Source organism: Chungangia koreensis (assembly GCF_042651785.1).
Lineage (GTDB): Bacteria > Bacillota > Bacilli > Bacillales_A > Planococcaceae > Chungangia > Chungangia koreensis.
Genome location: NZ_JBHSEC010000001.1, coordinates 105,069 through 130,428 on the forward strand (window position 1 = coordinate 105,069; position 25,360 = coordinate 130,428).

The following is a 25,360-nucleotide window of genomic DNA, read 5'->3' on the forward strand; positions in this document are numbered from 1 at the left end:
AAAGCGGTAGAATAGTAAAAAGTGCAGCGTCGTATTAGACACTGCACTTTCTTGTTTAGAAGTACTTCTGATAAAACTCCTGTCTTAACCTTCCACTAAGTTGAGCATAAATCCGAGTAGTTTCACTCTTTTCATGACCCATCAAGCTTTGAATGACTTCAATAGGAGCTCCATTGTTCAATAAATGAGTAGCATAACTGTGTCTAAGTTGATGCGGATGGATCTCTTTGTTGATATTGGCCCGACTTGAAATTCGCTTTATGATATACCTCATCTGTGCGGTACTCATCCTATGGGGGCTTCTAACTGTCACAAAAATGGCTGAATCACTATCTTTACGTGTTTCCAAATAGCGTTTTAGCCATATGTCGCAGCGGACATTAAAATATACCTCTCTTTCTTTATCGCCTTTTCCTCTGACAATAGCCGATCGATTGGACCAATTAATGTGGTTGATCTCCAAGTTCGCAATTTCACTAATACGACAACCTGTAGAAAACATAAACTCGAAAAGGGCTTTTTCCATTGGGGTGTGACAGGCTTCTCGCAAATGTTCAATTTCTCTTTCAGTCAAGTACTTAGGAATTCGTTTCCCAGCCTTCGGCTCCTTAATTTTGGCTGCTGGATTTTTGGGAAGATGTCCTTCTTCGTGGCACCATCGGAAGAGGGATTTCATAAAGCGGATTCTGTGAGAGAGGCTTGAGGGTTTTAAGTGCCTTCCGGAACACGCAAGATATTCTTTAAGCTGTTCGGTACTTAGAATGGTTATATCAATGTCATTAAAATATACAATAAGTAACGTAGATTGGATCTGGTAAGCCTTTAGTGTCTTGTTTGAAAAACCTTCTATCCGTTTGTCGGCCTCAAAACCCTTCCATGCATCGGATAATAGCAAGTTGATTCCTCCAACTTTAGTAATGTTAAAGGAATTATTACCAATTCTATCGAATCTAATACACATGAGATATTTTAATAGTGAGCTTAGAGAGAGTTAGGAAGAATGCCCTTATTATCTTCATATGAGGACTTCTTGAACTAAAGCGGCACGAGACAAATGGGGGAAGTGAATAAGGTGTATCAATTTGCTGAATTAGGTATTTTTTTTAATCCAATACTGGCGATAATTATATGCATAAATTTAGTTTCTATTATTAATAAAGTAAAAAACAATGAAGATACCTCTGCTAATACTATAATTGTCAGTTTGTCTTTAGCCTATATTGTTTTTACTATTTCAATACTTGCCAGCTTTTAAAAGTTCTTCTTTAGCTAAAGGGGCAGCATTCCTGTTTGGAGGATTTGCGCCATCTTGAAAGAAAAAGAGCCCTCTAGTATGATGCTGAGTGTCAACGTCGAATTGACCCATCATCAAACAGGGAGGACTCTTCTATGAATTCTAAATGGAATGAGAAGCTAAATCAAGTCACTGAAAACACACTAATTGTCGGTATGGATATCGCCAAGCGCAAGCATTATGCATGCTTTGTAGACGAACGAGGCCGTGTACTGCAGAAAGCTTTTGCTGTGCATCAATCCAAAGAAGGATTTGAGGCATTCTATCAGAATATCCTTCATGCTATGAAAGTATATGAGAAAAGTGATGTTATTGTGGGGATTGAACCTACTGGGCACTATTGGATGAACCTCGCCTATTTCTTGGATTCCTATGGAATCCCGCTTGTCATGGTCAATCCATTGCACGTCAAGAAAGCAAAAGAGCTTGATGATAACTTACAGACAAAGAACGATAAGAAGGATGCAGTCGTCATTGCTCGACTTATGAAGGACGGTCGTTTCAGCTATCCCCGAATTCTGAAGGATATCGAGGCTGAGTTTCGGAATGGTTCTACACTTCGTTCAAAGATGACAGAGGATTTGTCGGGCATCAAAAACCGAATCGTTCGCTGGCTTGATCGGTATTTTCCGGAGTTTACACAAGTTTATCCCACCTTCGGAAAGATGGCACTCGCTACACTCGAAAAGACGCCGTTCCCACAGGACATCGTAGGGAAAACGGCTGAAGAGTTAGTTTTTCTCTACCGACAGGTAGAGGGGATGAAGGCTCCGCAATTACCGAAGGCTAAACTTCTGATCAACGTAGCCAACCACTCGATCGGATTGACAGAAGGATCGCAGATGGCACGACTTGAAATCGCCACGCTACTTCGTCAGTACCGATTATTAGAGGAAGAAATAGAAATGGTAAATACGCACTTAGCAGAGCTGGCTAAGTCTACAGAAGAGTACGTATACCTCACTTCTGTACCAGGCTTAGGAGATGCCACTATCGTTGATCTGCTCTCAGAAGTCGGCAGCTTTTCACATTATGAGGATCCACGCCAACTCATCAAACTAGCGGGATTAACATTACGTGAAAATTCATCCGGCCAACATCATGGGCGTAAACATTTCTCGAAGCGAGGACGGAAGAGATTAAGGAACGTACTATTTAAAGTTATCGTTCCCCTGGTTAGGCACAACAAAGCATTTAAACTGCTTCATGAGTATTACACGACTCGCCAACAAAATCCCCTAAAGGGAAAACAATCGATGGTCGTGCTTTGTGGTAAATTACTGAAAGTGTTACATGGAATCTGTAAGAAAAAAGTTCAATTTGATGAACGGCATATGATGATAGATCTACACTGTCTCTCAACGGCAGCGTAATCATTTTTTCGAACATGAACTATAACAATAAGGATGACACGGAGAAGCCAGCACAATACTAAAACTAAGACCATGAGTCCCTGGGGCAGCATAGCAGGCCTCTGCCTTATGAATAGACCGAACGAAGGAATGTCAGCGCATAGACGCCAAGAGACATGGGAGGGTACGTCATCATAAGCATCGCAGAGATCCATTGTGCATCGAATAATGGATAAGAAAAGCTAATGTTTTCCATTAGTCTTAGCGAAGCGTATTCTCATCTTGGTAATAAAAACAATAAATTCAAAAGAATGTTTATAAGTAAGTGAAAAAATAATTTTCCTCACATCACGAAGTGATGTAAACCGTTGATACTTCAATGTTTATAGAGGGAGTTTAGTTTAAATTTTTTTAGATTAATACCTTGCATTATAGAGTATTTGAATTTATATTATATTTAGGGGGTGAACATATTGGAAGTTAATAAAGAGGTATTGAAAGGTCATATAGATACGATCATTCTATCGCTACTACATTTAAGAGATATGTATGGATATGAACTTGCTAAATTGGTTCGAGAAAAAAGTGATGAACAATTTGAATTAAAAGAAGGCACGCTTTATTTGTCATTAAAGCGATTAGAAAAAAATAATTGGATAACTTCTTACTGGGGAGATGAACAAGGACCAGGGGGAAGAAGAAAATATTATAAACTCACGCCGTTAGGTGAGGAAAGTTTTAAAGAAAAGTTGGCTGAATGGGAGTTTGTAAAAAAAACTATTGATTCATTATTGAAAGGAGGAGATAAATATGAAGAAAATTGAAGCGTTTGTTGATTCGGTTTATCAAAATGTAGGAGGAAATAAAAACGAAATAAACGAATTAAAAGCAGAAATGAAAGGTCATTTGTTAGAGGCAGTTCATGAGTTAAAAGCAGAAGGTAAATCTGAAGAAGAAGCTGTTAATATAGCAATTGAAAGATTTGGCGGAGAAAAAGAAATGCGTTCTATTGTTGGGCAATTATTCATAGCACAAAGGATATTTGCTAAAAGGGTTCTCTATATAGCTTTTACATTTTTATTGCTTGGTATAATAAGTTTCCTATCATTAGGCTTATTTGAATATCAGCATTATAAAAACGTAGATAGTATTGGAGGTGAAATTCTTGGTAAATTAGGTACTCAAACTACTATATCTGATGAAGCAAAAGAAATTTCAGTTGCAAGTGTAGAGGATAATAAGTTTATTTATGGAATAAAAGTAACTTCAGATAATTCTAAATCTGATTTTGTGTTTTATAAGAACAGTGATAATAATCTATTATTGAACCATTTTAATACAGGCATAAGTAATGAAGATTCAGATTGGAATGTTGAAATGGAGATTTCAAATTTTGATAATTTAGCTTATGGTTCGTTGTTAATAGGAATGGTAGTTTATTGGGTGTTATTTACCGTTTGGTCAACAATAACAGCCTATCATCATAAACGATTAAATGTTGGCTGGGTTATTGTTTTTGTTTTATTAAATTTTGTTGGATACTTGATTTATAAATTGGTTGGAAAAACTCGTTTTTTAGGAACGAATAGTTGATTTTTTTTTTAAAACAAATGGGGCGTTGATCTGTTAAAGGATTAATGCCCTCTTATATTGAATAATTTAACTAAAGGGGCAGGTTAGTTTAACAACTTGGGAGTGCAGGGGGAAACTTAATAAATGGAAAAAAATAACGAGAAGAAAAATTTCTATGATGTTATTTTAAAGATTATTCTTATCTCTACAGTTTTGTTGATAATACCAAGCGGATTTTATGGATTTGATAACTCAATATTCTTGCATATAACACTTTTTCTTTTGGGTTTAGTGTTTATTATCAGATTCCTAAAATTTCGGAAGCACGAAAAATCAAGCTTAATATTAGGGGTAGTAATTTGCCTGATTTCACTATATAGAATTATACATTTCTTATTGAACTAACGCGGCAGTTTAGTTTAAGTGAACACTTTCACAATGTAATAAATTTGTTTTTGATTAAAGTTTGAGACAATTCACTTGATATGATTATTCAATAAGTTACAGTAAATTAATGGTGTTTAACCTCCTAAAATGAAATGAATAAATATGTGCTTGAACCTTACGTAAGGTAATGATTTATAGTGGTTTACAGATAGTTCATTACGTTAGGAAAGGATGAATGATATGCGAGATAAGGTCATAAGGGCATTGATCTTAGATAAACAAGTTCGTTTGTTTATTTCAGATAATACAGCTCTGATTAATGAGATTGTCAGTTTGAATGAGCAAAATCATCGAATACTTAATGTTGCTCTTGGTAAAATCGTCTCTGGAATTAGTTTGCTTTCTGCAACATTGAAGGGAGAGCAAAGATTGAGTGCTACGTTCACTCTAGGTAATTCTAAATACAAAATATATGCAGATGCAGATTCTAATGGAAATATCCGTGGTTATAATAGTCGAAATTCTTTAAAGGCCGAGACTTTGGAGGGTATTTCTATAAAAGAACTTATTGGACAAAAAGGTACTATTCGTATGATTAAGGGATTCAATATGAGTCAATTTACTGGAATTACGGATATGCCTTATCAGAACATCGATGATGACTTATCACATTATTTTAAACAAAGTGAGCAATTGGAAACACTCATTGAAACAAATTTAGATTTTGGAAAAGATAATACTGTTTCCCATAGTTATGGCATGTTTGCACAATTGCTTCCTGGGGCATCAAAGCATTTATTAAAAGAAGTTAAAGAAAAGATAAATACCAACTCAAACATTTTTAAAAACCTTAAAGTTATGGAAGATATTCAAATCGAGCAACAATTAAAAAGTTACTTCAGTGATTCACTGATAATAGGTCTAAATGGAATTAAATTTTCATGTGGGTGTTCCAAGGAAATGTTCTATGGATTGCTATATTCAATAGAGAGAAAAGACTTATTGGAATATATTCATGATAATAAATCAATTGAGTCTAGCTGTCACATCTGTGGGAGATCATATATATTTTCTCCTTCTGAACTCAAACTTCTTTTATGATGATTGTGATTAGAGAACGAAACTAATCCCATTATATTTTTTTATTTATACTAAACAGTTTAACAAGAAAAAAGATACGCTTTCATGTTTGAAACTTACGTAACGTAATGATTTATAGTGGAGATGTAGATATGTAACAGGATTTGAGGAGGATTATTTTGAAGCAATATTGGAAGGTGGGGCAACTCGCAAAGTTAACTGGACTAACAGTAAGGACGTTACGTTATTACGACCAAATCGGGTTGTTTTCTCCTTCTGATTATTCCCAATCTGGGCATCGGCTTTATAATAAGCAAGATCTTTCAAAGTTGCAGAAAATCCTGTCTTTAAAGCACATTGGCTTAGCTTTGGAGGATATACAAACATACCTATCTAACAGTTTTAGTTTCAATGCATCCGAAATCTTGTCTATTCAAATAACTCGTTTGCAAGAGGATATTCAAAAGCAACAAGATCTTTTAAATGAGTTAACGAATGCGTTAGCTTTAACACAAAGCCAGCAAGCTTTATCAGTTGAAGAATTAACAAAATTATTAGGAGTGATGAAAATGAATAAAGAAAAATATTTTTCGAAAGACCAGCTAGAACAAATGAAAAAGCAATATGATGACATGGATAAAGAAGAATTAAAAGAGGCAGAACAAAAATTTAATTTAATCATGAAAAAGCTTCGTAATCATATGGAACAAGGTACACTCTCAACGGATAAAGATGTTCAAAGCCTTGCTAATCAATGGAAAGATCTTGCAGGGATGTCCTTGCCACAAAATGATTATAGCTTTATAAAAGCTACTGAAAAGTTTCACGAAGAAAACCCAGGAAATGAGTTGCAGCATGGCGTAGATGCTAAAATTTATCAGTACATTAGTAGAGCCTTACAGAGTAACTAAGAACATGAATTGATCATGGAATATACGGTTTGGCATAATAGAACCGTTTATGAAGTAATTACATCACTCTACCCTCAGATTTAAATTGTCTGTGGGGTATTTTTTTAGATGATTCTATGATTTTACTGTTGAAGAGTTAAAGGGCAAGGTAAGATATAACTCATGGAATAAATAATGGATTTCGTAAGGACGTGCTTCTTAAGTTCTTTGGAATTGCTATCGGTTGGGAGTTTGTGAAACCTTGCACTTAAACTAACGGGGGCGTTAGTTCAATAAGGACGTTAATATCTTACACGCCAAACATTTTGGTTGGCGTGTTTAAATGTGTATCCTTCAAGGTGTAATTAGCAATTAATAGTAAATAGCGCCGCTGGATTTGGCACATTTAAAAAGTCAATAAAAGCACAATAAACGTATATTTAGCAATAACAAATAAGCATCCAATTGATATGTTAATTGGATGCTTACTTCTGGTTCAAATTTCAATTTTGATTCGAAAAGACTTATACAAATAGCTGTTTTTTTCATTAAAAAGGATTATAAAATCGTCCGTCGTTCAAAAAGAATAACCCGATCATGGCTATAAAGAGCAAGGCTGACAATGAAATTGCTACCCTGTCTCGCGCTTCAAACGATTGATAGCTGTACCACGTCCGTTTTTTCATCCGTCCAAATCCTCTTAAGTCCATCGTGTTACTGACGGTTTCGATCCGGTCAAGGCTTGAGAAGATAAGCGGAAATAATACAGTGCTTACATTTTTTACCCGAGTCCATATTTTTTCATTCCGGGACAAGTCGACGCCGCGAGCCTGTTTAGCACGGGCAATCGTATGGAAATCACGTTGGACATCCGGGATATAGCGCATCGCAATCGAGACTGAGTACGCCAAACGGTAGCTGACTCCGATTCGGTTCAAAGACGCTGCGAATTCGCTCGGCTGTGTCGTGACGACAAACAAAAGAGCCGGTGGGATGACTGCAAAGTATTTCAGTGTAATATTCAGCTGATAAAAGAGCTGCTCTAATGTAAGCGAGTACCGGCCGATCGATCCTGTAATCGGATGCGAGGTGCCGTATAGAACCGTTCCATGCTGCGGTGCAAACAAGTAAATGGCGATATTATTCAGTACCAAGAATAGGAGGATGAACGCTAAAACAAAGCTCACATCTTTTATCTTAACCTTTGATAGCGCAAAGAGAACGAAACCTAACACGACGAGCAATAGTAGAATTCGCGTGTCATATGTAAGCATGGCCGTGAAGGACCACAACAGGAAACAGATGAGCTTTGTAGCGCCGGTGAGACGATGGACGACAGAATCCCTTTCGATATAGCTTAAGATTTCATTGGCCATTTGTGCGCACCTCCCGGTCATACTGGATGAACTGGTCGACGAAGCGGGCAGGGTCCCCTAAGCCTAACACGTTGGCCAATTCGAATAAGGAGGATTCCTTCAGATTGGCTTCCCTAATAAGTTCTGGATTCGACAGTACATGGGCAGGGGGCTCGTCCGCCAAAACATGTCCGCCTGACAGTACAATTGCCCGGTCCGTATATTCGGTCATTAAGTGCATATCGTGGGTAATTAAAATGATGGCAATCCCGCGCTCCCGGAGTGTTTCCAAGAATCCCAGCAGCTCCGTTGTATGCTTATAATCCTGCCCGGCAGTCGGTTCATCAAGCAGAATGATTTCTGGTTCCATCACTAAGATCGATGCAATGGATAGCCGTTTTTTCTGTCCGTAGCTGAGAGCGGAAATCGGCCAGTTCCGGAACGGGTAAAGGCCGCAGATCTTTAGTGTCTCCTCGACCTTAGGGCGTGCCTCTTCCTCGGACATTCCTTTTTGAATTAACCCGAACGCCGCTTCCTCGAATACAATCTGTTTTGAAAACATATGGTTCGGATTTTGAAGGACGAAGCCGACCCGTTCTGCCCGTTGCTTAATGGATTCATCCTTCTGATCGACACCGTCAAACAGGATGGCTCCGCCACTTGGCTTCTCGAATCCGCAAATCAAAGAGGAAAGAGTTGATTTCCCGGCACCGTTTGCCCCGATCAGACTTACCATTTCGCCGGCATGTAGTGTGAAGGAAACGTCCTTAATGGTATCTGCTTTTTCTGGGTAATGAAATCGGACATTCTGGAGTTCCAAAACAGGTTCCTGTACCACGGTTTCCCCTAAAAATGCTTGTGCCTTCTCCTGCCATGCGGACACTTTTTCCTTCATTCCCGGAGAGTTCAATTTGTTTAGTTCAGTGAGAGACATGTCCTCAGTGAACTCGATTCCGGCATATTTCAATGCTTTTATGTATAGGGGTTCCCTGATCCAATTGTCGTTGAGCAAGTTACCGGCCAATGCCTCTTCCGGCGTAACGTCCGCCACAATCCGACCATGATTCACTAAAATGATGCGGTCAACCGGCTGCGATAACACATCTTCCAATCGGTGTTCGACGATGATGACAGTTTTTCTGGTCGTCCTTTGAAGTTCATCGATCAGGGCCATCGCTTCTTTTCCGGAAGCCGGATCTAAATTGGCGAGGGGTTCATCGAAGAGGACAACATCGATCTCATTGACCAGTACGCCGGCGAGTGCGACGCGCTGCTTTTGTCCACCGGATAACTCATGGATTCGACTGTTTAAGTGCGAGGTGATGTGAACGAGGTCTGCCGCCTGGTGAACGCGGTCCTTCATTTGCCGGAGCGGTACTGCATGATTTTCAAGCGCAAAGGCGATATCTTCGGCAACAGTAAGCCCGATAAACTGCCCATCGGTATCTTGTAGAACCGTTCCGACCATTTCGGAAATAGAGAAAATGTCCAAGTCCCTTGTTTCTTTACCGTTAATCTTCAAGCTGCCGCTGATTTCCCCTTTGTATGCAAAAGGAACAAGCCCGTTCAAACAATGAACGAGCGTGCTCTTGCCAGAACCAGATGGTCCAACGATACAAACTTTTTCACCCTTTTGGATAGTCAAGTTAATATCCATCAGCGTCGGCTTTGATTGGCTATGATATTGAAAGCTGAATTGGTTGAATTGAATCACTGGTTCTGTCATAACGATTCTCCTAAAAGTTTAATCTTCGTAACTTAAGCTTCCTTTGGCAGTTTTCGTTTTTGCATACGCTGTTAGTAGAATCGTGCCAAGGATTGCTACAGTCAAAATATTGAAGATCCCCGCAACAGCACCTTGTGTAAATACTTTGTTGGCAGGTTCAGCATAGATGATAATGTCAAGAACTGGTGCAATGACGACCCAGCCGATAGCTTGAACGACAGCTTGAACGATGTTGAATGAAATGATTTTCTTTTTACCGAATTCGCCGTCTTCAATTGAATAATGTTTTCTAAAAAGACCAATTCCTAAACCAGTGAAGGCAGATACGATGACCCAGCTCCACCAGATGGAACCATAGGAAATTGCGTCATTCAATGCATGGCCGATGAGACCAGCGAACAAACCGGCAATCGGACCGAATACAGCAGAAATAAGGGCTAAAAATGCATAAGACGTTTGGAATGTGGTATTCGGTACACCGGTTGGAATCGCAACAAACTTTGCTAAAATGAAGAACACAGCAGCACCTATTCCGATTGCAACAATCGTTTTCGTTGAAAAAATTTCTCGTTTCATTTGTACATCTCCCCGTTTTTATTTTTCTCTAAATAACCGCTTAACTGACTACACGAAGGGCTGTTTTCCGGATTTTCACCTCCCAATCTGTACCTGCCGCAATTCCGTATGTTTCTGCGAAAGAGCGCTGGTTAAAAGCGATTCCGACATTGTCTAAGGAGTTGATATATAAAAGCGGCTCGCCGATTTTACAAACTGCAAAGGATTTACCGAACGTTAATGTGCCTTCGAAAACGTTTCTTCCGTTAGATGAAATAGTGACATCAAATGTATCGCCATAACTCCCATGCAACTGAAGGAACTGTTCCCGGTTAATATTCGTCCAAAGGTTTCCAAATGGGCGGTCAATAATATCGATAATACCGACTGCAGATTGATCTGACAATACCGAATCTTTCAGCGGTAGCTCAACAATGGATGAAAGCGGAAGCTTTGGACCGACCTCTTCAAAGGTGATCGTGCCTGTTGCAAGCCGGGCACCTGTATACGCATAGACATCACGGCCGTGGAACGTATGGGATTCACCTGATCTCGGCAAGCGGTTCACGGTTTCATCAATCTCCCGGATTTCCTTAATACCGATAAACTTATTCACATGTGTCAATGTACCGTTGTCTGGTGTGACGATATATTGATTTTGCTCTGTTTTCACTACTACACTTTTGCGGTCTGAACCGACACCTGGATCGACGATTGAGACGAACACGGTCTCTTCTGGCCAGTAATTGATCGTTTGTAAAAGCCGGTATGACGCCTCCCAAATATTGAATTGCGGAATTTGGTGGGTTAAATCGTAAATCGGCAAACCCCGTTTCACTGAATTCGCCACACCATGCATGGCACTAACCGCACCATCACTGATTCCAAAATCTGACTGTAACACTAATAATCCTTCTGTCATTTTGTATGCACTCCTTTTTCCGTTGATAATATATACGCAATCCAACTGAACTTGAGGAGCAAAAGGCAATAAAAAAACCCACCCATTCCAATCATTAGATTGAAAAGGGCGGGGTTTATTCCGCGTTACCACCTTTTATTCGCCGATTGCTCACGCAAAACGGCCTCGTCAAGTTCGGAATCCAACCTTGCCGGATTCGAAACTGTGGTTTTGATAACGGGTACCAACTCCCGCTTACATCTAAGGTGCGTTTGTGCACGTTCAATGCAGAGCTCTGAGGCCATTTTCAGACGGTGTTTTTCTGCTTCTTTTCAGCTACCGAAGCTCTCTGTGAAGAAATCCTGCCATCTTACTTTTCTCTTCATCGCTTTTATGTATTACTAAGGTGAATTTACACCCAATTCGGAAAGCTGTCAACCGTTTTATCTGAATTTTTTATTTTTCGTGTCAATAAACTCATAGGCAAGAAATTGGAAAATGCAGCTTAGAACCACGACAATAGAGGAAAGTATGAGTAAGGAGGGATTTTCTCAAATGAAAGTATTTGTGATTGGCGCAAATGGGCAGATCGGACAACATCTGATCCGTTTATTGCAGGAACATGAGGAACATACACCCGTAGCAATGGTACGCAAGAAGGACCAAGCTGACTCTTATAAGGAGCAAGGGGTTGAAGCAGTCGTCGCAGATTTAGAAGGATCAGTCGAGGAAATCGCTAAAGCCGCCAAGGGGTGTGACGCCATCGTCTTTACAGCTGGTTCTGGCGGACATACAGGAGCCGATAAAACATTATTGATCGACCTGGACGGTGCAGTGAAATCTGTAGAGGCGGCCGAAAAGGCAGGCATCGAACGGTTCATCATCGTCAGTGCTCTTCAAGCAAACCGCCGTGAAAACTGGAGTGAACAGATCAAACCTTACTACGTAGCAAAACACTTTGCCGACAAAATGGTGGAACAAAGCGGTTTGACATATACGATCGTCCGACCAGGCGGTTTGTTGAATGAAGAAGGAACAAGGAGAGTGACAGCGGCAGAAGACATACGATCAGGGTCGATTCCACGCGAGGATGTGGCGCGAACGATCGTTGCTGCGTTAGATGAAGAAAATACGTACTATAAGGCATTCGATTTAATATCCGGTGAACTGCCGATTCGGGATGCGTTGAAGAATTTATAATGGTTGATCAGTGCTTCGCTTTGAAAAAAGCGGAGCATTTTTTTGTTAGGGAAGGTGTACGATCATTTTGGATGAGTTTCCAACTAAATCCTCTGAGTCTACAACAAAATTGCCTAAGTATACAACCAAATCCATAAAGTCTACAACCAAACTCTTAAAGTCTGCAACTAAATCATATCCAACAAAAAATAGAGCTCTCGAGCATTACTGCGGTGCATTTTAAATGAAGAGCAGGTAACGACTAAATCCTCTGAGTCTTCAACTAAATTGTTGAAGTGTACAACCAAATCCTCTGAGTCTACAACTAAATTGCCTAAGTGTACAACCAAATCCATAAAGTCTACAACCAATCCCTTCAAGCGTACAACCAAATCATATCCAACAAAAAATAGTACTGCTCGAGAGCAGTACTAAGATCAGTTCCGATTAAAGTAATTAATAATCCTCAACAAGTGCAAGAACAAATTAATGAAGTCAAGGTAAAGACCGATTGCGATAAATGGAATATCCTCATCCTCAATATACTGATGACGGATCTGATTAAAGTCATACACCGTATAGAGGGAGAATAACAACACCGCACCCATTGAAATGACGAGTGAAAGTGTGCTGCTGAACGGGATGAAAAAACCGAGTAGCATGATGACCGCTAACGCAATAACTGCGATGAATAAATAACTCGACCAGCCGACCAAGTTTTTATTCATCCGATAGCCGATCAATCCGTAAGCTGCAAAAATAACCGCTGTAGATATGAACGTGGCAAGGACAATTTCACCGCCCATGGAACCGACGTAATACGTCAGTGCCGGATAGAGGGTAATTCCGCTAATCAATGCGAACGTAACGGCCAATCCTTTTCCAGCCCTTTTGGCTCTGCGTACGAAGATCATGGCTATGATCAGCACAAACTCGACTACCATTAACGGCATCATGATGGAGTACGGTACGAATTGACCGAGGATTACCCCGATGCCGGATAAAAGCCAAAGAACGGAGAAAAAGGACAATACTTTTTTCAACGCATCATGAGATGCAGTGCGGGTATAGGCATGTTCTGGATACATTGGATAACCTCCTGGCAGTTTCAATTTACCTTATATACAGGAAATACCCATTGGAAGTTTCATGTAGGCTATATTTTTTATTCAACAAAATCTGTTTCACGGGTAAGGAGGTCATTTAGATATACTTTTTCTCCACCGACAGCTTTGAGTGCGGAGCCGAGTGATTGAAGCCAGTTTCCGATAATGGCGACTGGCTGTCCTTCAAAATTAAATGGAAGAGAAGACTTAAATGCTTCTTGTGTGTCCCCGGCACCTTCCGTTACCAGTCCAAGGAACTGAATCCAAGCTCCCGTCAACGCAATCTCCTCGCCCTCGTTATACTCCTCGCTTAATTCTTTCAGTTTCTCTAAAAGAACCGCTTCCAAGAATACTCCGAGTGTCTGAATCCATACCGCACCCGCAATCTGCTTTTCTATTTTCGATTTTAGTTCTTCGGTTTTCTGGAAATCGGATTTCTCCTCGTTTTGCTGGGTATCCACAACATCACTCCCGCCCATCCCTCAATGTTTCCCCATATGCTATAGGTATGTATGAATAGCCGTGTATTATGGTCAACCGCCCAGAGAGAAGTGGAGAGAGTTTTAGGAAAGCTGGACGAATTAAAACTTTTACAGCTTGAAGGAATATTCTGGTGAAGGTCGTATTTTAATAGAGTGATTGGAAAGGAATATGTGAAACGGATGAAAAAAATTGGATTAGGTATTTTAGGTTTTATCTTTTTAAATCTATATTTCAATATCACAACGCATTTCGTAGGGAACACAATGCTCCAGCTTCTTGGTTTGCTTCTCTTTTTTCCACTCGCGGGATTCATAGCCAAAAGGAATGGGCTTGATGGGCTAAAAGGGTTAGGGATGAAAAGAGATAAACAATCGCTTCGTTATTTCGGTATAAGCTTTCTAATTGGATTCAGTTGCTGGGCTTTACTCTACGCTACATATGGACTGTTAGGGAAGTTCCAACTGATGGGAATAAAAACGGCGTCCGAGACAGCTTGGATTTTCGCTCAAATTATCGTAGGTTTCTTCCTTGGCTCACTCATTAATGATTTGATCACCAGAGGTTATGTCGTCGGTTTTTTGAAAAACAAACTTCCTCCTTTTACTGTCGGAGCAATCAGTGTGGCGATTTATGCTCTGGATGACTTTTGGAATGGCGAACTGACGTTGGTGAACTTTCTATTTTCAATTCTGTTAGGGTGTTCATTAACCTATGCATTCTACAGAACGGGTTCTATTTGGGCGAGCACTGGCATCCACTTCGGCTTAAATATGGCCTTCGGTCTTTTGTATGGACTTAGCGGAGATGTAGGTGATGGGGTTTTTGTAGCGGAACGTGGCAGTATTGAACCTTTTGTAAACAATAGCATCATCTTGTCTATCACTGTGTTGCTATTCTTACCAGTATTCCTGTACTACCGAAAAAAGCAGTCCCTGACATTGAAGGAAAACATGAGGGAAATGACAGACCTAACTTAAAGTAAGAAAAAAGCGTTAGTCCCGGAAAAAAGGGATTAACGCTTTTGAATCTATTCACTGAGTTGCGATTGCGATTGATTCCTGATCGTATGACCGAACCTTATTAGTAGCCATCCGAAGATACACACCATCAGCAACATTCCCTCAAATGTAAGGATGTACCAAGGATAGGGCCCCATTATGTCAAAAAGGCTTGGTGAAACGGGTTTGTGACGTAAAAACCAATAGTTACCGTTATGCATTTGGTTCACATACAAAACAACCGGTAAAAGTGTATTAAGAAATATCAATAATTTGATCACAGAATAGAAGGTCAATTTATAGCCCTTCACCAGCCAATAATAGAGTGATACCCATACAATTGCCGCATGGGCAATGAAGAAATGGAAAAAACGATAATGGGGAAAATCATACTTTAACGCAGGCGTAAAGATTGCCAGTGTCGCACCGAAAATAGCAAGAAAGAATAACAGTTCAAAAAAGATACTTTTTTTGGTCAGTAATAACAGGATACATAGTAGGAGACCGATATTGCATAATTCTAATGGCAAGGAGCGGCCAACTCTCCAAAGTCCGTTATGGAACATCCAAAACTGGTTTGTCGCTTCAAGCCCTATTAAAGAAATTGCGAGCCCTATTTCCGCTTTTCCCCATTTGTCTGGTAGGATGTTTCTTCTATAAACGACCATCATCATGGTAATTATAATGAAAAGTGATAACATCACCAAATGACTTATTGAAAACATGCTAAAAGGTAGCGACTGATAACTGCGTCCGAACCACTCCATGCTTGACACCTTCACTTTCTATTGAATTTTCATGATGTTGAATCCGTTGTGTGTTTTTCAATTAAAAGAGAGGTGTGGTGTTAACTCCTAAAGTGCCAGCAAGTTATCCAAACAAGATGCTACAGGTAGATGTTGCTAACGAATACTCCCTTGTCCCTCTTATTCTTATTTTATCAGACTTTCTTCCTAATTTCACTAACTTTTTCAATTACTTATAATATTCAGTTATTTTATTGTTTGACACCGAGGAATCAAAGCTGAACAGCACTGGTCTTTCATCTCACTCTATATTTCCAATCTATATCCAAACGGATGAAGATGGTAAAATGGTCGAAACAGAATAAGGGGAGAAAGGACTGAGATTCATACAAACTTTTAAAGGTCTGTTGGTAACTCTGCCCATTCATTTAGTTACAGCACTTGCAGCAATGTTCATTTATGGCGTCTACCTTTTATATTTTGACTATGACATAGAGGAAACGATTGTTTCATTCTTTCTTTTAATCTTCAACGTGCTTTCCTATTTTTTATATAGTTTTTATTTCTTACGAAAATTTAAGTGGACCACAGTCTTTGCTTCTACATTCCTATTTGTAGTCATCGGATTGGCATTATGGATCATTTCGGATGCGATATATGCCCCGGACTTCATAGAAATGGCTTTCTGGTATTACCACGTTGCCGGACACACATCGTATCTCTGGTACGAGAATATGTATATAGATCCGGATATCTACGCAGCACATGGCTATGGCTATTTGTATTCAACCGTTCCAGCGTTCATCATCCTGTTTGGCTACGGTTGTGGGAGGCTTTTACTCAAAATGAATGCCAATAGAGTCTGATGGATTCCCTCTTTTAGGTATAATAGCTTTAAGCGTTCATTGATCGGAAAGGGGGGCGGTGAGCCATGGACATTCAACTCACAGAGAAAAAGATTAAAGATCTATGTGGCACCGTCGCCTATAAAAAAGGGGACTCATTTTACCGTGCAGGAAAAGTGACCTTGCTGAATGAAGAGCCTGAAACAGTTACTGCCACAGTCAAAGGGGCTGAAGAGTTCCAGGTTACGATCACAAATGGCGGAACAGCACAATTTCAGGCGACATGCAGCTGCCCGACACTGAAAAACGTCCGAAAGCACTGCCAGCATATTGCGGCAGTGCTATTGGCGCTTCACGAACGTCAAAAGGAAGCCCCAGATGATTTAACGTCAGGATTCATGCAGTTATTTGACCGCAAGCCAAAACGACAGAGCGGAGAACAACGCCATTTTGAACAGCGAGAGCAGTTACGTGCCAGATTTATAGTAAGTCCTGTTGAAATGAGTCCGGAAGATTACTTAATAGGTATCCGAATTGAGGTGAATCAGCAGAAGGTCCAAGAAATCCGGGATTTCCTGTTGAATGTTTATCTGAACAGGGAAAGCATCATTTCCCCAGACCTTACAGTAGAACCCTCACGCCATTATTTCGCGGCCGAGGAAGATGCTGTACTGCATCAGCTTATAAGAGTGATCCAGGACGAGCGGACATATACAGGGACCCTTCCAACGAGTGCGAAGCTGGAAGTTGATCGTATGCTCATCCCGCCAACGAGTTGGGAAATCCTACTTTCGCTTCTGACGAAAACGAATCCGTCTATTGAGCAGGACGGAATCCTAAGCAAGCTACGCATATCGGACATGCCACCGCCCGTTACTTTTAAATTGGAAGAAGACGGGGAAGACTGCAAGTTGCGTATTACAGGGTTGAACGATCTCATCCCTCTACCAAGCTACAACGCAGTGTTTGCCCAAGGAGTGTTCCACCAGTTAAAAGAGGAGGACGTTTCACGTTTAGTCGACATGAGACGGATGCTGAATGGGGAAGATAAACTGCCGATTCCTGAAGAAAATGTAGAGGACTTTATTAAAAATATACTGCCAGGTTTAAAACGGATCGGAGAAGCATCCGTTTCAACTGCAATTACAACAAGACTTAGAACAATGCCACTAAAGGCGAAGCTCTATTTGGACCGTCTGAAGAACCGTCTCCTTGCAGGAGTTGAATTCCATTACGGACAGGTTATCATCCAGCCGTTGGATCCGAATGAACCTGCAGGTGAAACGATAATCAGGGACGATCAGAAAGAAGCCCAAATCATACAACTTATGAAGGAAAGCGGGTTCGCTGAAACAGAGGGCGGTTATTACCTTCAGAACGAGGAATTGGAGTACGAATTCCTATTTCACACCCTCCCGAAACTCCAGCAGCTTGTCCAGGTGTACGCGACAACAGCCATTCGTGCACGTATTGTCCCGAACACTGTGCTTCCTACCATCCGCGTAAATACGGTGAGAACGAATTATTTGGAATTCACGTTTGAAATGAAAGGAATTCCCGATGCCGAGATTAAGGCGATTTTAGCTGCGTTGCGGGAGAAACTGAAGTATTATCGCCTACGGGACGGGGCATTACTCTCTCTTGAAACAAAGGAAATGGATGAAATTCGACGATTCATGGTATCCGTCCCTGCTCAGCCCGAGGATTTTGAAACGATGCTGAACATGCCAGCTGTTGATGGTTTGAGGTTATTAGACTTAATCGAAGAAAGTGATGTATTCCAGGCAGAACAATCATTCAAGGAGTTCACGGACCGGCTCCTTCAACCGGAACGATTGGATGTGCAGCTACCGGAAAGCATGAAGTACCTTCTGAGGGATTATCAGAAGACCGGTTACAAATGGTTGAAAACGTTAGCAGCGTACCGGTTCGGAGGCGTTCTTGCAGATGATATGGGACTCGGCAAGACAATCCAGAGTATTGCTTTCATCGTCTCTGAGTTGCCTTCAATTCGAGAGCGGAAAGAACCTGTACTCATCGTTTGCCCGTCATCGGTGACCTATAACTGGCAACGTGAACTAACAAAGTTTGCGCCGGATATTCAGTCACTCATTATAGACGGGAGTAAGGCGGAGCGGCAGCTTTTGGAGCAAGATCTCTCCGGACTGGATGTCCTCATCATGTCCTATCCGATTATACGCAGGGACATTAAGTGGGCTGAAAAACAGCAATTCCATACAATCTTCTTCGATGAAGCCCAAGCATTCAAAAACCCGATTACGCAAACAGCAAGAGCGGTGAAACGGCTGCAAGCTGATCATCGGTTCGCTCTCACAGGCACACCGATCGAGAATGCCCCTGAAGAATTATGGTCCATCTATTATGTTGTCTTCCCGCAGCTATTCGGGGGATTGAGGGAATTCAGCAATCTACGGAAAAAAGCAATCACCAAAAGAGTCAGGCCATTTCTCCTCAGGCGAATGAAAGAAGATGTCCTCTCGGAATTGCCCGGGAAAATCGAAACAGTAGATGCAACAGATTTACTGCCTGAACAGAAGAAGTTATATGCGGCTTATTTGGCTAAACTCCGTCATGACACGTTGAAGCATTTAGACAAAGACACGATCCGGAAAAACCGAATCCGCATTTTGGCTGGATTGACGAGACTCCGTCAAATCTGCTGCCATCCAGAACTCTTCATCGAGGGCTATAAGGGAGGCTCCGCCAAGTTCGATCAACTGATGCAAATCTTAGAGGATGCCAAGCGTTCGAACCGGAGAGTGCTCATCTTTTCTCAGTTTACGAAGATGCTTCATCTCATTGGACGGGAGTTGAACGGACGCGGGGAATCATTCTTTTACTTGGACGGACAGACCCCTTCGGAGGAGCGGGTGGATCTATGTCAGCGCTTCAACGATGGGGAACGCGACCTGTTTTTGATATCACTGAAAGCAGGAGGTACGGGACTTAATCTGACCGGTGCAGACACCGTCATTCTTTACGATCTTTGGTGGAACCCCGCGGTTGAAGTCCAAGCCGCAGACCGTGCTTACCGCATGGGACAGAAAAACCAAGTAAACGTCATCAAGCTCGTCTCCAAGGGGACGATTGAAGAAAAAATGGTCAGTCTCCAGGATCACAAGAACCGAATGATTGAAGACCTCATCGGCCAAGGGGACTCTTCCAAGTTAACAGAAGACGATATACGTGAATTATTGATGAATTAAAAGGGAACTCGTTCGAAAAGGACGAGTTCTTTTTTACTGTAGAAAGGTATTTTAGGGTGGAAAGACGAATAGGACTTTAACGATATAAAGAGATACAAATGGGGGATCTAATTGAAATATATTGGTATGTTAATGATCGGCTTCATCTTCTCAGGAGTCCTCTGGCTTTTGTTTGCTCTCATAAGCGGTGAAGCCGAAAGCACTTCCTTGCTCGTATGGGTTGTGATTACACAAAACATTATCATCGGCATCCTACTCGTATATATCATCGAGTTAATACATAAAATCCGCTCTCCAAGATGATGAAGAGACAACAAAACTATTATTGGTAGACAAATTTGAACTACTATATTTTTCTATTAGTTTTAACTAACAGGGTCTTTAATCCATTAAAGGAGTAAAGACCCTTATTGTTGAATATTTTATGTAGACGAAGGAAGTTCTTTTGGTTGTATTACATGATCTTATAGACATTTATTGGGAGTGGGTTGATGAATGAATAATAAATTTTTCATCGGAATATCGATACTCATTTTACTGTTAACTTCAGGATGCACTAACAAAGAATTAGATGCTCTTAATAAAGAAAAAGAAATATTAACGAATGAAATTTCACAATTAAAGGAACTGATATCTGAAAAAGATAAGAAGATAGACCAATTAGAAAAAGTTAATTCAAATAAAACAACCGAGTCGTGGGAACTTAAAAATAGCCTGAATTTGATTAGGTTTTCATCCTCTGTTAGAGATCACTCATTTGATCAGTTAGAAGAGGTTTATAAAATTCACTCTAAATATGTAACTAAAGATGATTGGATTGTAATTAGTGATGACTTGTTTCAAATAGAATTATTAGAATATGAGAATGCTAAGAAGGTGGACTTCTATGTAACGAAATTGGAGTCAGACGAAGGCCCAATAAAAGTATTTATAGATACCGATTCTACCGATGGTTGGAAGTATACAGATCATAATGTAAGTGAAATAGTTCATAAACATAAACAATCAACAGAAGGAACCTCCTATAAGCCTTACTTCGTAATTTACACAGAAGTCACACTAAAAGATGGTAACGTCATCAGGACATCTAAATTACCGATAGTTAATAAATGATTAAAAGGGGATTAGTATTTGAAAAAACGTTTGCTCGTTGCATTAATTCTTTTAGTTAGCATTGCCATAGGGTTTCTCTGTTTCATATACCTAAGCAATCCTATATTTTTGAACAGAGGTAATTCAACTTATGAAGATTTGAACGGACACAAAGAAATTGTATTTGATATATACAATCAAGGGATTAATATTTAGGCTTCCCTGTCTCCAAAGAGATAAATGTTAATAATGATTTTTTTAAATCTAACGGACATTGACTCATTTAGGGTTTACCGTCACTTCATAGCAGCAAACGAAAAAACAGCATCTACAAACTGATAGATGCTGTTTTTCCATTATTGATTTGTAAGTTCTTTTAAAACCTTCTCATGAAGTGAAACTGTTTTTTCTAAGTCTTCTTGTGTATGTTCGGTAGACATCGAGTAACGAGTTAGCGGTTTGTTGAAGATACCTAACTCAAGTAATCGACGATCGATTTTTTCGCGCATTTCAAAGTCTGATTCCTGCATATCGCGATAATTTAGTATTTCTTTATCTGTAAAGACAATGTTGAAGATGGTACCAAGACCAATTGTTTTCATCGTAATATTGTAACGTGCATAAAGAGCTTCTAACTCGTGACGTAACCACATTGTACGTTCAATTGTTTTTTCTAAAGTACCGTCTTTTTCAAGTAAATCCAGAGTAGCTTTTCCAGCACTTAATATTGTCGGATGTCCATAGTAAGTACCTGAGTGGAATAAAACCCCGTCTTGATCTCCGTTCTTTTCTTGATCTGTGACAACGCTGGCACTTAAAATATCTCGACTGCTAATCGGGTTTGTAATTTCCATAATCTCTTTTCGACCACCTACTAGTCCAATCGGAAACCCACCACCTAATACCTTCCCTAAAGTTGTAATATCAGGTGTTATATTATAGTATCCTTGTGCTCCACTCATACCTACGCGGAAACCTGTTTTTACTTCATCGAAGATTAACAGGATGCCGTATTTTTCTGTGATTTCCCGTAAGCCATCCATAAACTCCTGCGTAGCTGGAATATAGCCACCTTGAATGGGTTCCATAATAACCGCAGCTATTTCATCCTTGTTTTCAGTTAGCAGTTGGATTGTTGCTTCTAAATCATTAAAAGGAAGAACAACTGTGTTTTCAAGGTAGTAATTAGAGATTCCCCGGGATTCCGGAACGGGGGTCGGACGCTTAGGATCGCCTGCATCTTTCATGGGGGGATTTACGCTAATAAGCGATTGGTCGTATCCACCATGGTAATGGCCTTCAAATTTTGCTAATTTTTCACGGCCAGTAAACCCTTTCGCGATACGTATAGCGAGTAATGTTGCTTCTAAACCGGAGTTTGTAAAACGTGCCATTTCAATGCCGTTGTAAAGTTCAATAATTCTTTTCGCCATCTGTTGTTCCAAAAGGTGAGGGGTACCAAAAATAGAAGTACCCATTTTTTGTAGCTGATTCGTGACTGCCTCAGTAATAGCTGGGTGTCCATGTCCAGTTAATAATGAACCTGAGCACAATAAATAATCGATGTAAGTATTACCGTCAACATCTGTTAGTTTAGATCCCTTTGCCTGCTTCATGACAATTGGATGAGGCGTCATGTATTTTATATGTGCTGTTACGCCTCCCGGTATATAAGTACATGCTTCATCGAACAATGCTTTTGATGTTTCCACTGTAAAAATGCCTTCAGTTGACGTTTCCATAAGACCGTTCCTCCTAATTTGAAATATATTATTCAAATTTAATATAAAAATGATTTGTTTATTTCATAATATTCATGGATAATTAAAAAAGCAATATTTTTCTGAAAAATCATTTTTTTATAATCTTCATATTGATTTAGAGAAAATGATGAGTAGAATAAATGAAGTTGATGACAAGTAAAAATAGAATGGAAAATTATAAGAAGTAAGGATGGGAGAGAGTACCGAATATGCGAGATCCGTATCTCGAAATTGGAAGTCAAATGAATAGTTTAAGTAAATCACAAAAGAAAGTAGCTCAATACATTTTAGACAATCCAAACAATATACTGTTTCAAACAGTTGAGAAATTAGCGAAGGAAGTGGGGGTTAGTGATGCTACAGTCGTAAGGTTTGCGAATGCCCTTGGTTATAAGGGATATCCAGACTTACAGAATCATATCCAAAGAAGGCTACAACGAAAGCTTAAAACAACAGAACGTCTGAAAAGTGATCAAACATTAGGAAATACCTTTGAAGAGCAAATTAAAGAATATATTATGCAGGATGTTCATAATGTCCAAAGCATTATAGAAGATATTGATACTGACCAATTTGAAAAAGTCATACAAGCCATTCTAAAAGCTAAAAACATTTATATTATTTCAAGTAGGAGTGCTGGTTCTCCAGGTATGTTTTTGCATTATTACTTAGATATGCTGCTTGGTAATGTCACTCATGTCAAAGTTTTAGAAACAGATGGAGAAAAAATGTTTAACATCGATAAAAATGATGTTGCGTTTGCAATTAGTTACGCGCGGTATACGCGAAGCACGATCGAGTTATTCAGATACGCTAAAGAGAGAAATGCTTGCACAATTGCACTAACAGATCATTTTTCTTCACCTTTAGTGCATCACGCGGATTTCGCACTCTATACGAAAAGCGATAGTTCCTCTTTTTTTGATTCATTTGCAGCATCAATGAGTATGATTAATCTCATACTGGCGTTTGTTGGGAAGTATAAAGAAGAAGGAAATAATGACCGTTTAGAGGAATTAGAAGCGGTTTGGGAAAAGTTAAATATTTTTTACTAGAATTCACCTATGTAAGTTATGTATTTTACGCTAAACAAGTTGGCATTTTTGGCTGGATTATTTGGGATAAACCTCCACTTGTCCACCCAAGTGAAGGTTTAATCCTATAAGAGCGGCTTCTTGAATACAATCCCTCTCCGTTCAAAGCCGCGACGACTCTCCCAGAAATGGTGGGCACGTTCTCGTGATATTCCCGAGTACAGGACAATCTTTTCGCAGCCTTCCGATTGCGCGAACTGCTCGAGATATTCTGCCAATATGGAACCTGCACCGGTTGAACGAGCTTCACTGCGAGACACAAACTCTGAAATCCATAAATATGTTCCATTGAAAAAATCCGTCCGGATTGCAACGCCGGCTAAAGAGATGATTTGTTCCTGATCATCATACAGCGCAAATAATCGGTATCCGTCTTTCCGCATGTCTGTCAGCAACTTCAAATACTCACTCTTACTCAAGTGGTCGCTAAGTTCCACCATGACCGGAAACGCTTGCTCAAATTCATTTGGTTCAGTTAATTCCTTCACAAACATGTCAGTTCCCCCCAACATCATCTTTCAGTAACGAGTACATATATAAGTCATCATATTTACCACGTGTATATTCGTATTTCCTTAACAACCCTTCACGTATGAACCCATGCTTTTCGACTAATTTTTGAGAAGCTAAATTCTCCGGTTCGATCAAAGCTTCGATTCGTTGGATTGGGAAGGTTTCGAATCCGTAAGTTAAAATCGCACTCAGGGCTTCACCTGCAATTCCTTTGCCCCAATACGCCTTGCTCAGTTCAAAGCCGATCTCCACACGATGGTGCTGATGAACGTAGCGGTGAAACCCGACACTGCCAATAATTTGCTCATCATCTTTCAAGGAAATGCCCCATCTGATTCCTGTTTGTTCTTCGAGCAACGAATCGTACCATTGTATTTCGCTTATCGCCTCTTCAATGGACTCAAAAGGTTCCAAGCCGTAATGCTTCATCACTTCATCATCAGATAAATACTCCATTAAATAGGGAGCATCTTGTTCAGTTACTTTTCTTAAACGAAGTCTTTCTGTTTCTAAAACTGGAAACTCAATTATTTTAATTCCCATCTCACACCTCTAATAGTTTGCTATCTTCATTAAAACATAAATAGCCCCATAACCTCTAATACAGGTTATAGGGCTACGTAGAGTCATTATTCAATTAGATTGTTCCCTTTCTTGCTCACTGCTTTTGTCAGTGGCGTCAATTAGTCAAAGTTCCGTTGGTTATTCCGAGCTTCTCCGCCCTTGCGGCCAATTTCTTCATAGAAATCACTGTCGTGGTTCCTTGAAGTGGCTTCGCCGCCTTTTTTACCGATATCCTCGTAGAACTCTTCACCATGGGACTTAGCTGTCATTTCCCCGCCTTTGCGGCCAGCTTCCTCCACCGACATTTTACCGTTGTTGTTGCCTTTGTTGTTTGCCATTTCGAATTCCTCCTTCTAATATTGTTGACCACCAAGTAGTGGTCTCACCCTCTGTTTACCTCTTCGACACACGAAGTAACATTAAGAAAAGATGACGAGAAGGTGGAAAATTCAGGGAAATTTTGTCCTAAGCTTAACACTTGTAACAAAAGGTATAAGGGCTCAACGTTTCCCATTATTGGAGCACCGATTGTTCAGAAAGAGTAGTGGATGCCAGCATATGAATGCGCATAGTAATGAGGTATTGTTCGTTTCTCATATATGCTTTGTCACAATAGAGAAAAACCCTTGATTTACAAA

Annotated in this window: 26 protein-coding genes and 1 other annotated feature; of the genes, 12 read left to right on the plus strand and 14 right to left on the minus strand. The window is 40.1% G+C overall.

The features are described from left to right. Positions 1 to 55 precede the first annotated feature (55 nt). Complete coding sequence (locus ACFOZY_RS00770; protein ID WP_378151205.1) at positions 56 to 895, minus strand: tyrosine-type recombinase/integrase; 840 nt, start codon at positions 893 to 895, stop codon at positions 56 to 58. 494 nt (positions 896 to 1,389) lie between these two features. Between ACFOZY_RS00770 and ACFOZY_RS00775 the strand changes: the two genes are divergently transcribed. Next, a complete protein-coding gene (locus tag ACFOZY_RS00775) occupies positions 1,390 to 2,667 on the plus strand; it encodes an IS110 family RNA-guided transposase (protein ID WP_378151207.1) in 1,278 nt (425 codons plus the stop codon). 106 nt (positions 2,668 to 2,773) lie between these two features. Here ACFOZY_RS00775 and ACFOZY_RS00780 read toward each other — a convergent pair whose 3' ends face one another. Further along, complete coding sequence (locus ACFOZY_RS00780) at positions 2,774 to 2,902, minus strand: hypothetical protein (RefSeq protein WP_378151209.1); 129 nt, start codon at positions 2,900 to 2,902, stop codon at positions 2,774 to 2,776. Between the two features lie 217 nt (positions 2,903 to 3,119). On the opposite strand from ACFOZY_RS00780, the gene ACFOZY_RS00785 reads away from it, so the two are divergent. The 4 genes from ACFOZY_RS00785 to ACFOZY_RS00800 all read left to right on the plus strand — a co-directional run bounded on the left by ACFOZY_RS00785 (position 3,120) and on the right by ACFOZY_RS00800 (position 6,596). Continuing rightward, positions 3,120 to 3,470: a PadR family transcriptional regulator gene (locus tag ACFOZY_RS00785; protein ID WP_378151211.1), complete on the plus strand. Its 351-nt coding sequence runs from the start codon at positions 3,120 to 3,122 to the stop codon at positions 3,468 to 3,470. Then, complete coding sequence (locus ACFOZY_RS00790) at positions 3,457 to 4,239, plus strand: permease prefix domain 1-containing protein (protein WP_378151213.1); 783 nt, start codon at positions 3,457 to 3,459, stop codon at positions 4,237 to 4,239. Before ACFOZY_RS00785 ends, ACFOZY_RS00790 begins: the two co-directional genes overlap by 14 nt. A gap of 606 nt (positions 4,240 to 4,845) precedes the next feature. Beyond that, on the plus strand, positions 4,846 to 5,706 hold the full coding sequence (locus tag ACFOZY_RS00795; protein ID WP_251171168.1) for an Hsp33 family molecular chaperone HslO: 861 nt from the start codon (positions 4,846 to 4,848) through the stop codon (positions 5,704 to 5,706). 158 nt (positions 5,707 to 5,864) lie between these two features. Continuing rightward, a complete protein-coding gene (locus tag ACFOZY_RS00800) occupies positions 5,865 to 6,596 on the plus strand; it encodes a MerR family transcriptional regulator (RefSeq protein WP_378151216.1) in 732 nt (243 codons plus the stop codon). A 527-nt stretch (positions 6,597 to 7,123) separates the two neighbouring features. Here ACFOZY_RS00800 and ACFOZY_RS00805 read toward each other — a convergent pair. Genes ACFOZY_RS00805 through ACFOZY_RS00820 form a run of 4 tightly spaced genes read right to left on the minus strand, consistent with a single transcriptional unit; the run spans position 7,124 to position 11,133 of the window. Next, complete coding sequence (locus ACFOZY_RS00805; protein WP_378151218.1) at positions 7,124 to 7,951, minus strand: energy-coupling factor transporter transmembrane component T family protein; 828 nt, start codon at positions 7,949 to 7,951, stop codon at positions 7,124 to 7,126. Next, positions 7,941 to 9,656 (minus strand): ABC transporter ATP-binding protein, encoded by a 1,716-nt coding sequence (locus ACFOZY_RS00810; RefSeq protein WP_378151220.1) that lies wholly within the window; start codon positions 9,654 to 9,656, stop codon positions 7,941 to 7,943. The genes ACFOZY_RS00805 and ACFOZY_RS00810 overlap by 11 nt, the downstream gene beginning before the upstream one ends. 18 nt (positions 9,657 to 9,674) lie before the next feature. Further along, positions 9,675 to 10,232, minus strand: a complete 558-nt coding sequence (locus ACFOZY_RS00815) for an ECF-type riboflavin transporter substrate-binding protein (RefSeq protein ID WP_378151222.1) — start codon at positions 10,230 to 10,232, stop codon at positions 9,675 to 9,677. Between the two features lie 40 nt (positions 10,233 to 10,272). After that, the gene (locus tag ACFOZY_RS00820; RefSeq protein ID WP_378151224.1) at positions 10,273 to 11,133 is read right to left on the minus strand and encodes an SAM hydrolase/SAM-dependent halogenase family protein; all 861 of its coding nucleotides are present in this window, start codon (positions 11,131 to 11,133) and stop codon (positions 10,273 to 10,275) included. A 101-nt stretch (positions 11,134 to 11,234) separates the two neighbouring features. Continuing rightward, positions 11,235 to 11,507: a binding site (T-box leader), on the minus strand. Between the two features lie 160 nt (positions 11,508 to 11,667). Between ACFOZY_RS00820 and ACFOZY_RS00825 the strand changes: the two genes are divergently transcribed. Further along, positions 11,668 to 12,312: an SDR family oxidoreductase gene (locus ACFOZY_RS00825; RefSeq protein ID WP_378151226.1), complete on the plus strand. Its 645-nt coding sequence runs from the start codon at positions 11,668 to 11,670 to the stop codon at positions 12,310 to 12,312. Positions 12,313 to 12,479: 167 nt separating this feature from the next. Here the strand turns inward: ACFOZY_RS00825 and ACFOZY_RS00830 are convergent, their stop codons facing one another. The 3 genes from ACFOZY_RS00830 to ACFOZY_RS00840 form a co-directional block, all read right to left on the minus strand. Further along, on the minus strand, positions 12,480 to 12,647 hold the full coding sequence (locus ACFOZY_RS00830; RefSeq protein ID WP_378151228.1) for a hypothetical protein: 168 nt from the start codon (positions 12,645 to 12,647) through the stop codon (positions 12,480 to 12,482). An 81-nt stretch (positions 12,648 to 12,728) separates the two neighbouring features. Next, on the minus strand, positions 12,729 to 13,379 hold the full coding sequence (locus ACFOZY_RS00835; protein ID WP_378151230.1) for a Bax inhibitor-1/YccA family protein: 651 nt from the start codon (positions 13,377 to 13,379) through the stop codon (positions 12,729 to 12,731). A 77-nt stretch (positions 13,380 to 13,456) separates the two neighbouring features. After that, on the minus strand, positions 13,457 to 13,858 hold the full coding sequence (locus ACFOZY_RS00840; protein ID WP_378151233.1) for a hypothetical protein: 402 nt from the start codon (positions 13,856 to 13,858) through the stop codon (positions 13,457 to 13,459). A 201-nt stretch (positions 13,859 to 14,059) separates the two neighbouring features. Between ACFOZY_RS00840 and ACFOZY_RS00845 the strand changes: the two genes are divergently transcribed. Then, on the plus strand, positions 14,060 to 14,857 hold the full coding sequence (locus ACFOZY_RS00845; protein ID WP_378151235.1) for a CPBP family intramembrane glutamic endopeptidase: 798 nt from the start codon (positions 14,060 to 14,062) through the stop codon (positions 14,855 to 14,857). 50 nt (positions 14,858 to 14,907) lie between these two features. Here the strand turns inward: ACFOZY_RS00845 and ACFOZY_RS00850 are convergent, their stop codons facing one another. Beyond that, complete coding sequence (locus tag ACFOZY_RS00850) at positions 14,908 to 15,645, minus strand: YwaF family protein (protein ID WP_378151237.1); 738 nt, start codon at positions 15,643 to 15,645, stop codon at positions 14,908 to 14,910. 386 nt (positions 15,646 to 16,031) lie between these two features. Here ACFOZY_RS00850 and ACFOZY_RS00855 point away from each other — a divergent pair, with 386 nt between their 5' ends. The 4 genes from ACFOZY_RS00855 to ACFOZY_RS00870 all read left to right on the plus strand — a co-directional run bounded on the left by ACFOZY_RS00855 (position 16,032) and on the right by ACFOZY_RS00870 (position 20,809). Next, positions 16,032 to 16,490: a hypothetical protein gene (locus ACFOZY_RS00855; RefSeq protein ID WP_378151239.1), complete on the plus strand. Its 459-nt coding sequence runs from the start codon at positions 16,032 to 16,034 to the stop codon at positions 16,488 to 16,490. Between the two features lie 65 nt (positions 16,491 to 16,555). Continuing rightward, positions 16,556 to 19,696, plus strand: coding sequence for a DEAD/DEAH box helicase (locus ACFOZY_RS00860; protein WP_378151242.1), 3,141 nt, complete (start codon positions 16,556 to 16,558; stop codon positions 19,694 to 19,696). Positions 19,697 to 19,807: 111 nt separating this feature from the next. Further along, positions 19,808 to 19,999, plus strand: a complete 192-nt coding sequence (locus tag ACFOZY_RS00865; protein ID WP_378151244.1) for a hypothetical protein — start codon at positions 19,808 to 19,810, stop codon at positions 19,997 to 19,999. 192 nt (positions 20,000 to 20,191) lie between these two features. Next, the gene (locus tag ACFOZY_RS00870) at positions 20,192 to 20,809 is read left to right on the plus strand and encodes a hypothetical protein (protein ID WP_378151246.1); all 618 of its coding nucleotides are present in this window, start codon (positions 20,192 to 20,194) and stop codon (positions 20,807 to 20,809) included. A gap of 335 nt (positions 20,810 to 21,144) precedes the next feature. Here ACFOZY_RS00870 and ACFOZY_RS00875 read toward each other — a convergent pair whose 3' ends face one another. Further along, positions 21,145 to 22,530 (minus strand): aspartate aminotransferase family protein, encoded by a 1,386-nt coding sequence (locus tag ACFOZY_RS00875; RefSeq protein WP_378151248.1) that lies wholly within the window; start codon positions 22,528 to 22,530, stop codon positions 21,145 to 21,147. Positions 22,531 to 22,760: 230 nt separating this feature from the next. Between ACFOZY_RS00875 and ACFOZY_RS00880 the strand changes: the two genes are divergently transcribed. Continuing rightward, positions 22,761 to 23,606: a MurR/RpiR family transcriptional regulator gene (locus ACFOZY_RS00880; protein WP_378151251.1), complete on the plus strand. Its 846-nt coding sequence runs from the start codon at positions 22,761 to 22,763 to the stop codon at positions 23,604 to 23,606. Between the two features lie 104 nt (positions 23,607 to 23,710). Here the strand turns inward: ACFOZY_RS00880 and ACFOZY_RS00885 are convergent, their stop codons facing one another. From ACFOZY_RS00885 to ACFOZY_RS00895, 3 genes are all read right to left on the minus strand, one after another. Further along, positions 23,711 to 24,139: a GNAT family N-acetyltransferase gene (locus tag ACFOZY_RS00885; RefSeq protein ID WP_378151253.1), complete on the minus strand. Its 429-nt coding sequence runs from the start codon at positions 24,137 to 24,139 to the stop codon at positions 23,711 to 23,713. A 1-nt stretch (position 24,140) separates the two neighbouring features. Further along, a complete protein-coding gene (locus ACFOZY_RS00890) occupies positions 24,141 to 24,701 on the minus strand; it encodes a GNAT family N-acetyltransferase (protein WP_378151255.1) in 561 nt (186 codons plus the stop codon). A gap of 140 nt (positions 24,702 to 24,841) precedes the next feature. Further along, positions 24,842 to 25,060, minus strand: a complete 219-nt coding sequence (locus ACFOZY_RS00895; protein WP_378151257.1) for a KGG domain-containing protein — start codon at positions 25,058 to 25,060, stop codon at positions 24,842 to 24,844. Between the last annotated feature and the right edge of the window lie 300 nt (positions 25,061 to 25,360).

What these genes read in the sequence shown, in the direction of transcription:
- ACFOZY_RS00775 (WP_378151207.1), top strand. Translation starts at nt 1,390, where the DNA reads ATGAATTCTAAATGGAATGAGAAGCTAAATCAAGTCACTGAAAACACA.
- ACFOZY_RS00780 (WP_378151209.1), bottom strand. Translation starts at nt 2,902, where the DNA reads ATGGAAAACATTAGCTTTTCTTATCCATTATTCGATGCACAATGGATC.
- ACFOZY_RS00790 (WP_378151213.1), top strand. Translation starts at nt 3,457, where the DNA reads ATGAAGAAAATTGAAGCGTTTGTTGATTCGGTTTATCAAAATGTAGGA.
- ACFOZY_RS00795 (WP_251171168.1), top strand. Translation starts at nt 4,846, where the DNA reads ATGCGAGATAAGGTCATAAGGGCATTGATCTTAGATAAACAAGTTCGT.
- ACFOZY_RS00805 (WP_378151218.1), bottom strand. Translation starts at nt 7,951, where the DNA reads ATGGCCAATGAAATCTTAAGCTATATCGAAAGGGATTCTGTCGTCCAT.
- ACFOZY_RS00810 (WP_378151220.1), bottom strand. Translation starts at nt 9,656, where the DNA reads ATGACAGAACCAGTGATTCAATTCAACCAATTCAGCTTTCAATATCAT.
- ACFOZY_RS00815 (WP_378151222.1), bottom strand. Translation starts at nt 10,232, where the DNA reads ATGAAACGAGAAATTTTTTCAACGAAAACGATTGTTGCAATCGGAATA.
- ACFOZY_RS00820 (WP_378151224.1), bottom strand. Translation starts at nt 11,133, where the DNA reads ATGACAGAAGGATTATTAGTGTTACAGTCAGATTTTGGAATCAGTGAT.
- ACFOZY_RS00825 (WP_378151226.1), top strand. Translation starts at nt 11,668, where the DNA reads ATGAAAGTATTTGTGATTGGCGCAAATGGGCAGATCGGACAACATCTG.
- ACFOZY_RS00830 (WP_378151228.1), bottom strand. Translation starts at nt 12,647, where the DNA reads ATGGATTTGGTTGTACACTTAGGCAATTTAGTTGTAGACTCAGAGGAT.
- ACFOZY_RS00835 (WP_378151230.1), bottom strand. Translation starts at nt 13,379, where the DNA reads ATGTATCCAGAACATGCCTATACCCGCACTGCATCTCATGATGCGTTG.
- ACFOZY_RS00845 (WP_378151235.1), top strand. Translation starts at nt 14,060, where the DNA reads ATGAAAAAAATTGGATTAGGTATTTTAGGTTTTATCTTTTTAAATCTA.
- ACFOZY_RS00850 (WP_378151237.1), bottom strand. Translation starts at nt 15,645, where the DNA reads ATGGAGTGGTTCGGACGCAGTTATCAGTCGCTACCTTTTAGCATGTTT.
- ACFOZY_RS00860 (WP_378151242.1), top strand. Translation starts at nt 16,556, where the DNA reads ATGGACATTCAACTCACAGAGAAAAAGATTAAAGATCTATGTGGCACC.
- ACFOZY_RS00870 (WP_378151246.1), top strand. Translation starts at nt 20,192, where the DNA reads ATGAATAATAAATTTTTCATCGGAATATCGATACTCATTTTACTGTTA.
- ACFOZY_RS00875 (WP_378151248.1), bottom strand. Translation starts at nt 22,530, where the DNA reads ATGGAAACGTCAACTGAAGGCATTTTTACAGTGGAAACATCAAAAGCA.
- ACFOZY_RS00880 (WP_378151251.1), top strand. Translation starts at nt 22,761, where the DNA reads ATGCGAGATCCGTATCTCGAAATTGGAAGTCAAATGAATAGTTTAAGT.
- ACFOZY_RS00885 (WP_378151253.1), bottom strand. Translation starts at nt 24,139, where the DNA reads ATGTTTGTGAAGGAATTAACTGAACCAAATGAATTTGAGCAAGCGTTT.
- ACFOZY_RS00890 (WP_378151255.1), bottom strand. Translation starts at nt 24,701, where the DNA reads ATGGGAATTAAAATAATTGAGTTTCCAGTTTTAGAAACAGAAAGACTT.
- ACFOZY_RS00895 (WP_378151257.1), bottom strand. Translation starts at nt 25,060, where the DNA reads ATGGCAAACAACAAAGGCAACAACAACGGTAAAATGTCGGTGGAGGAA.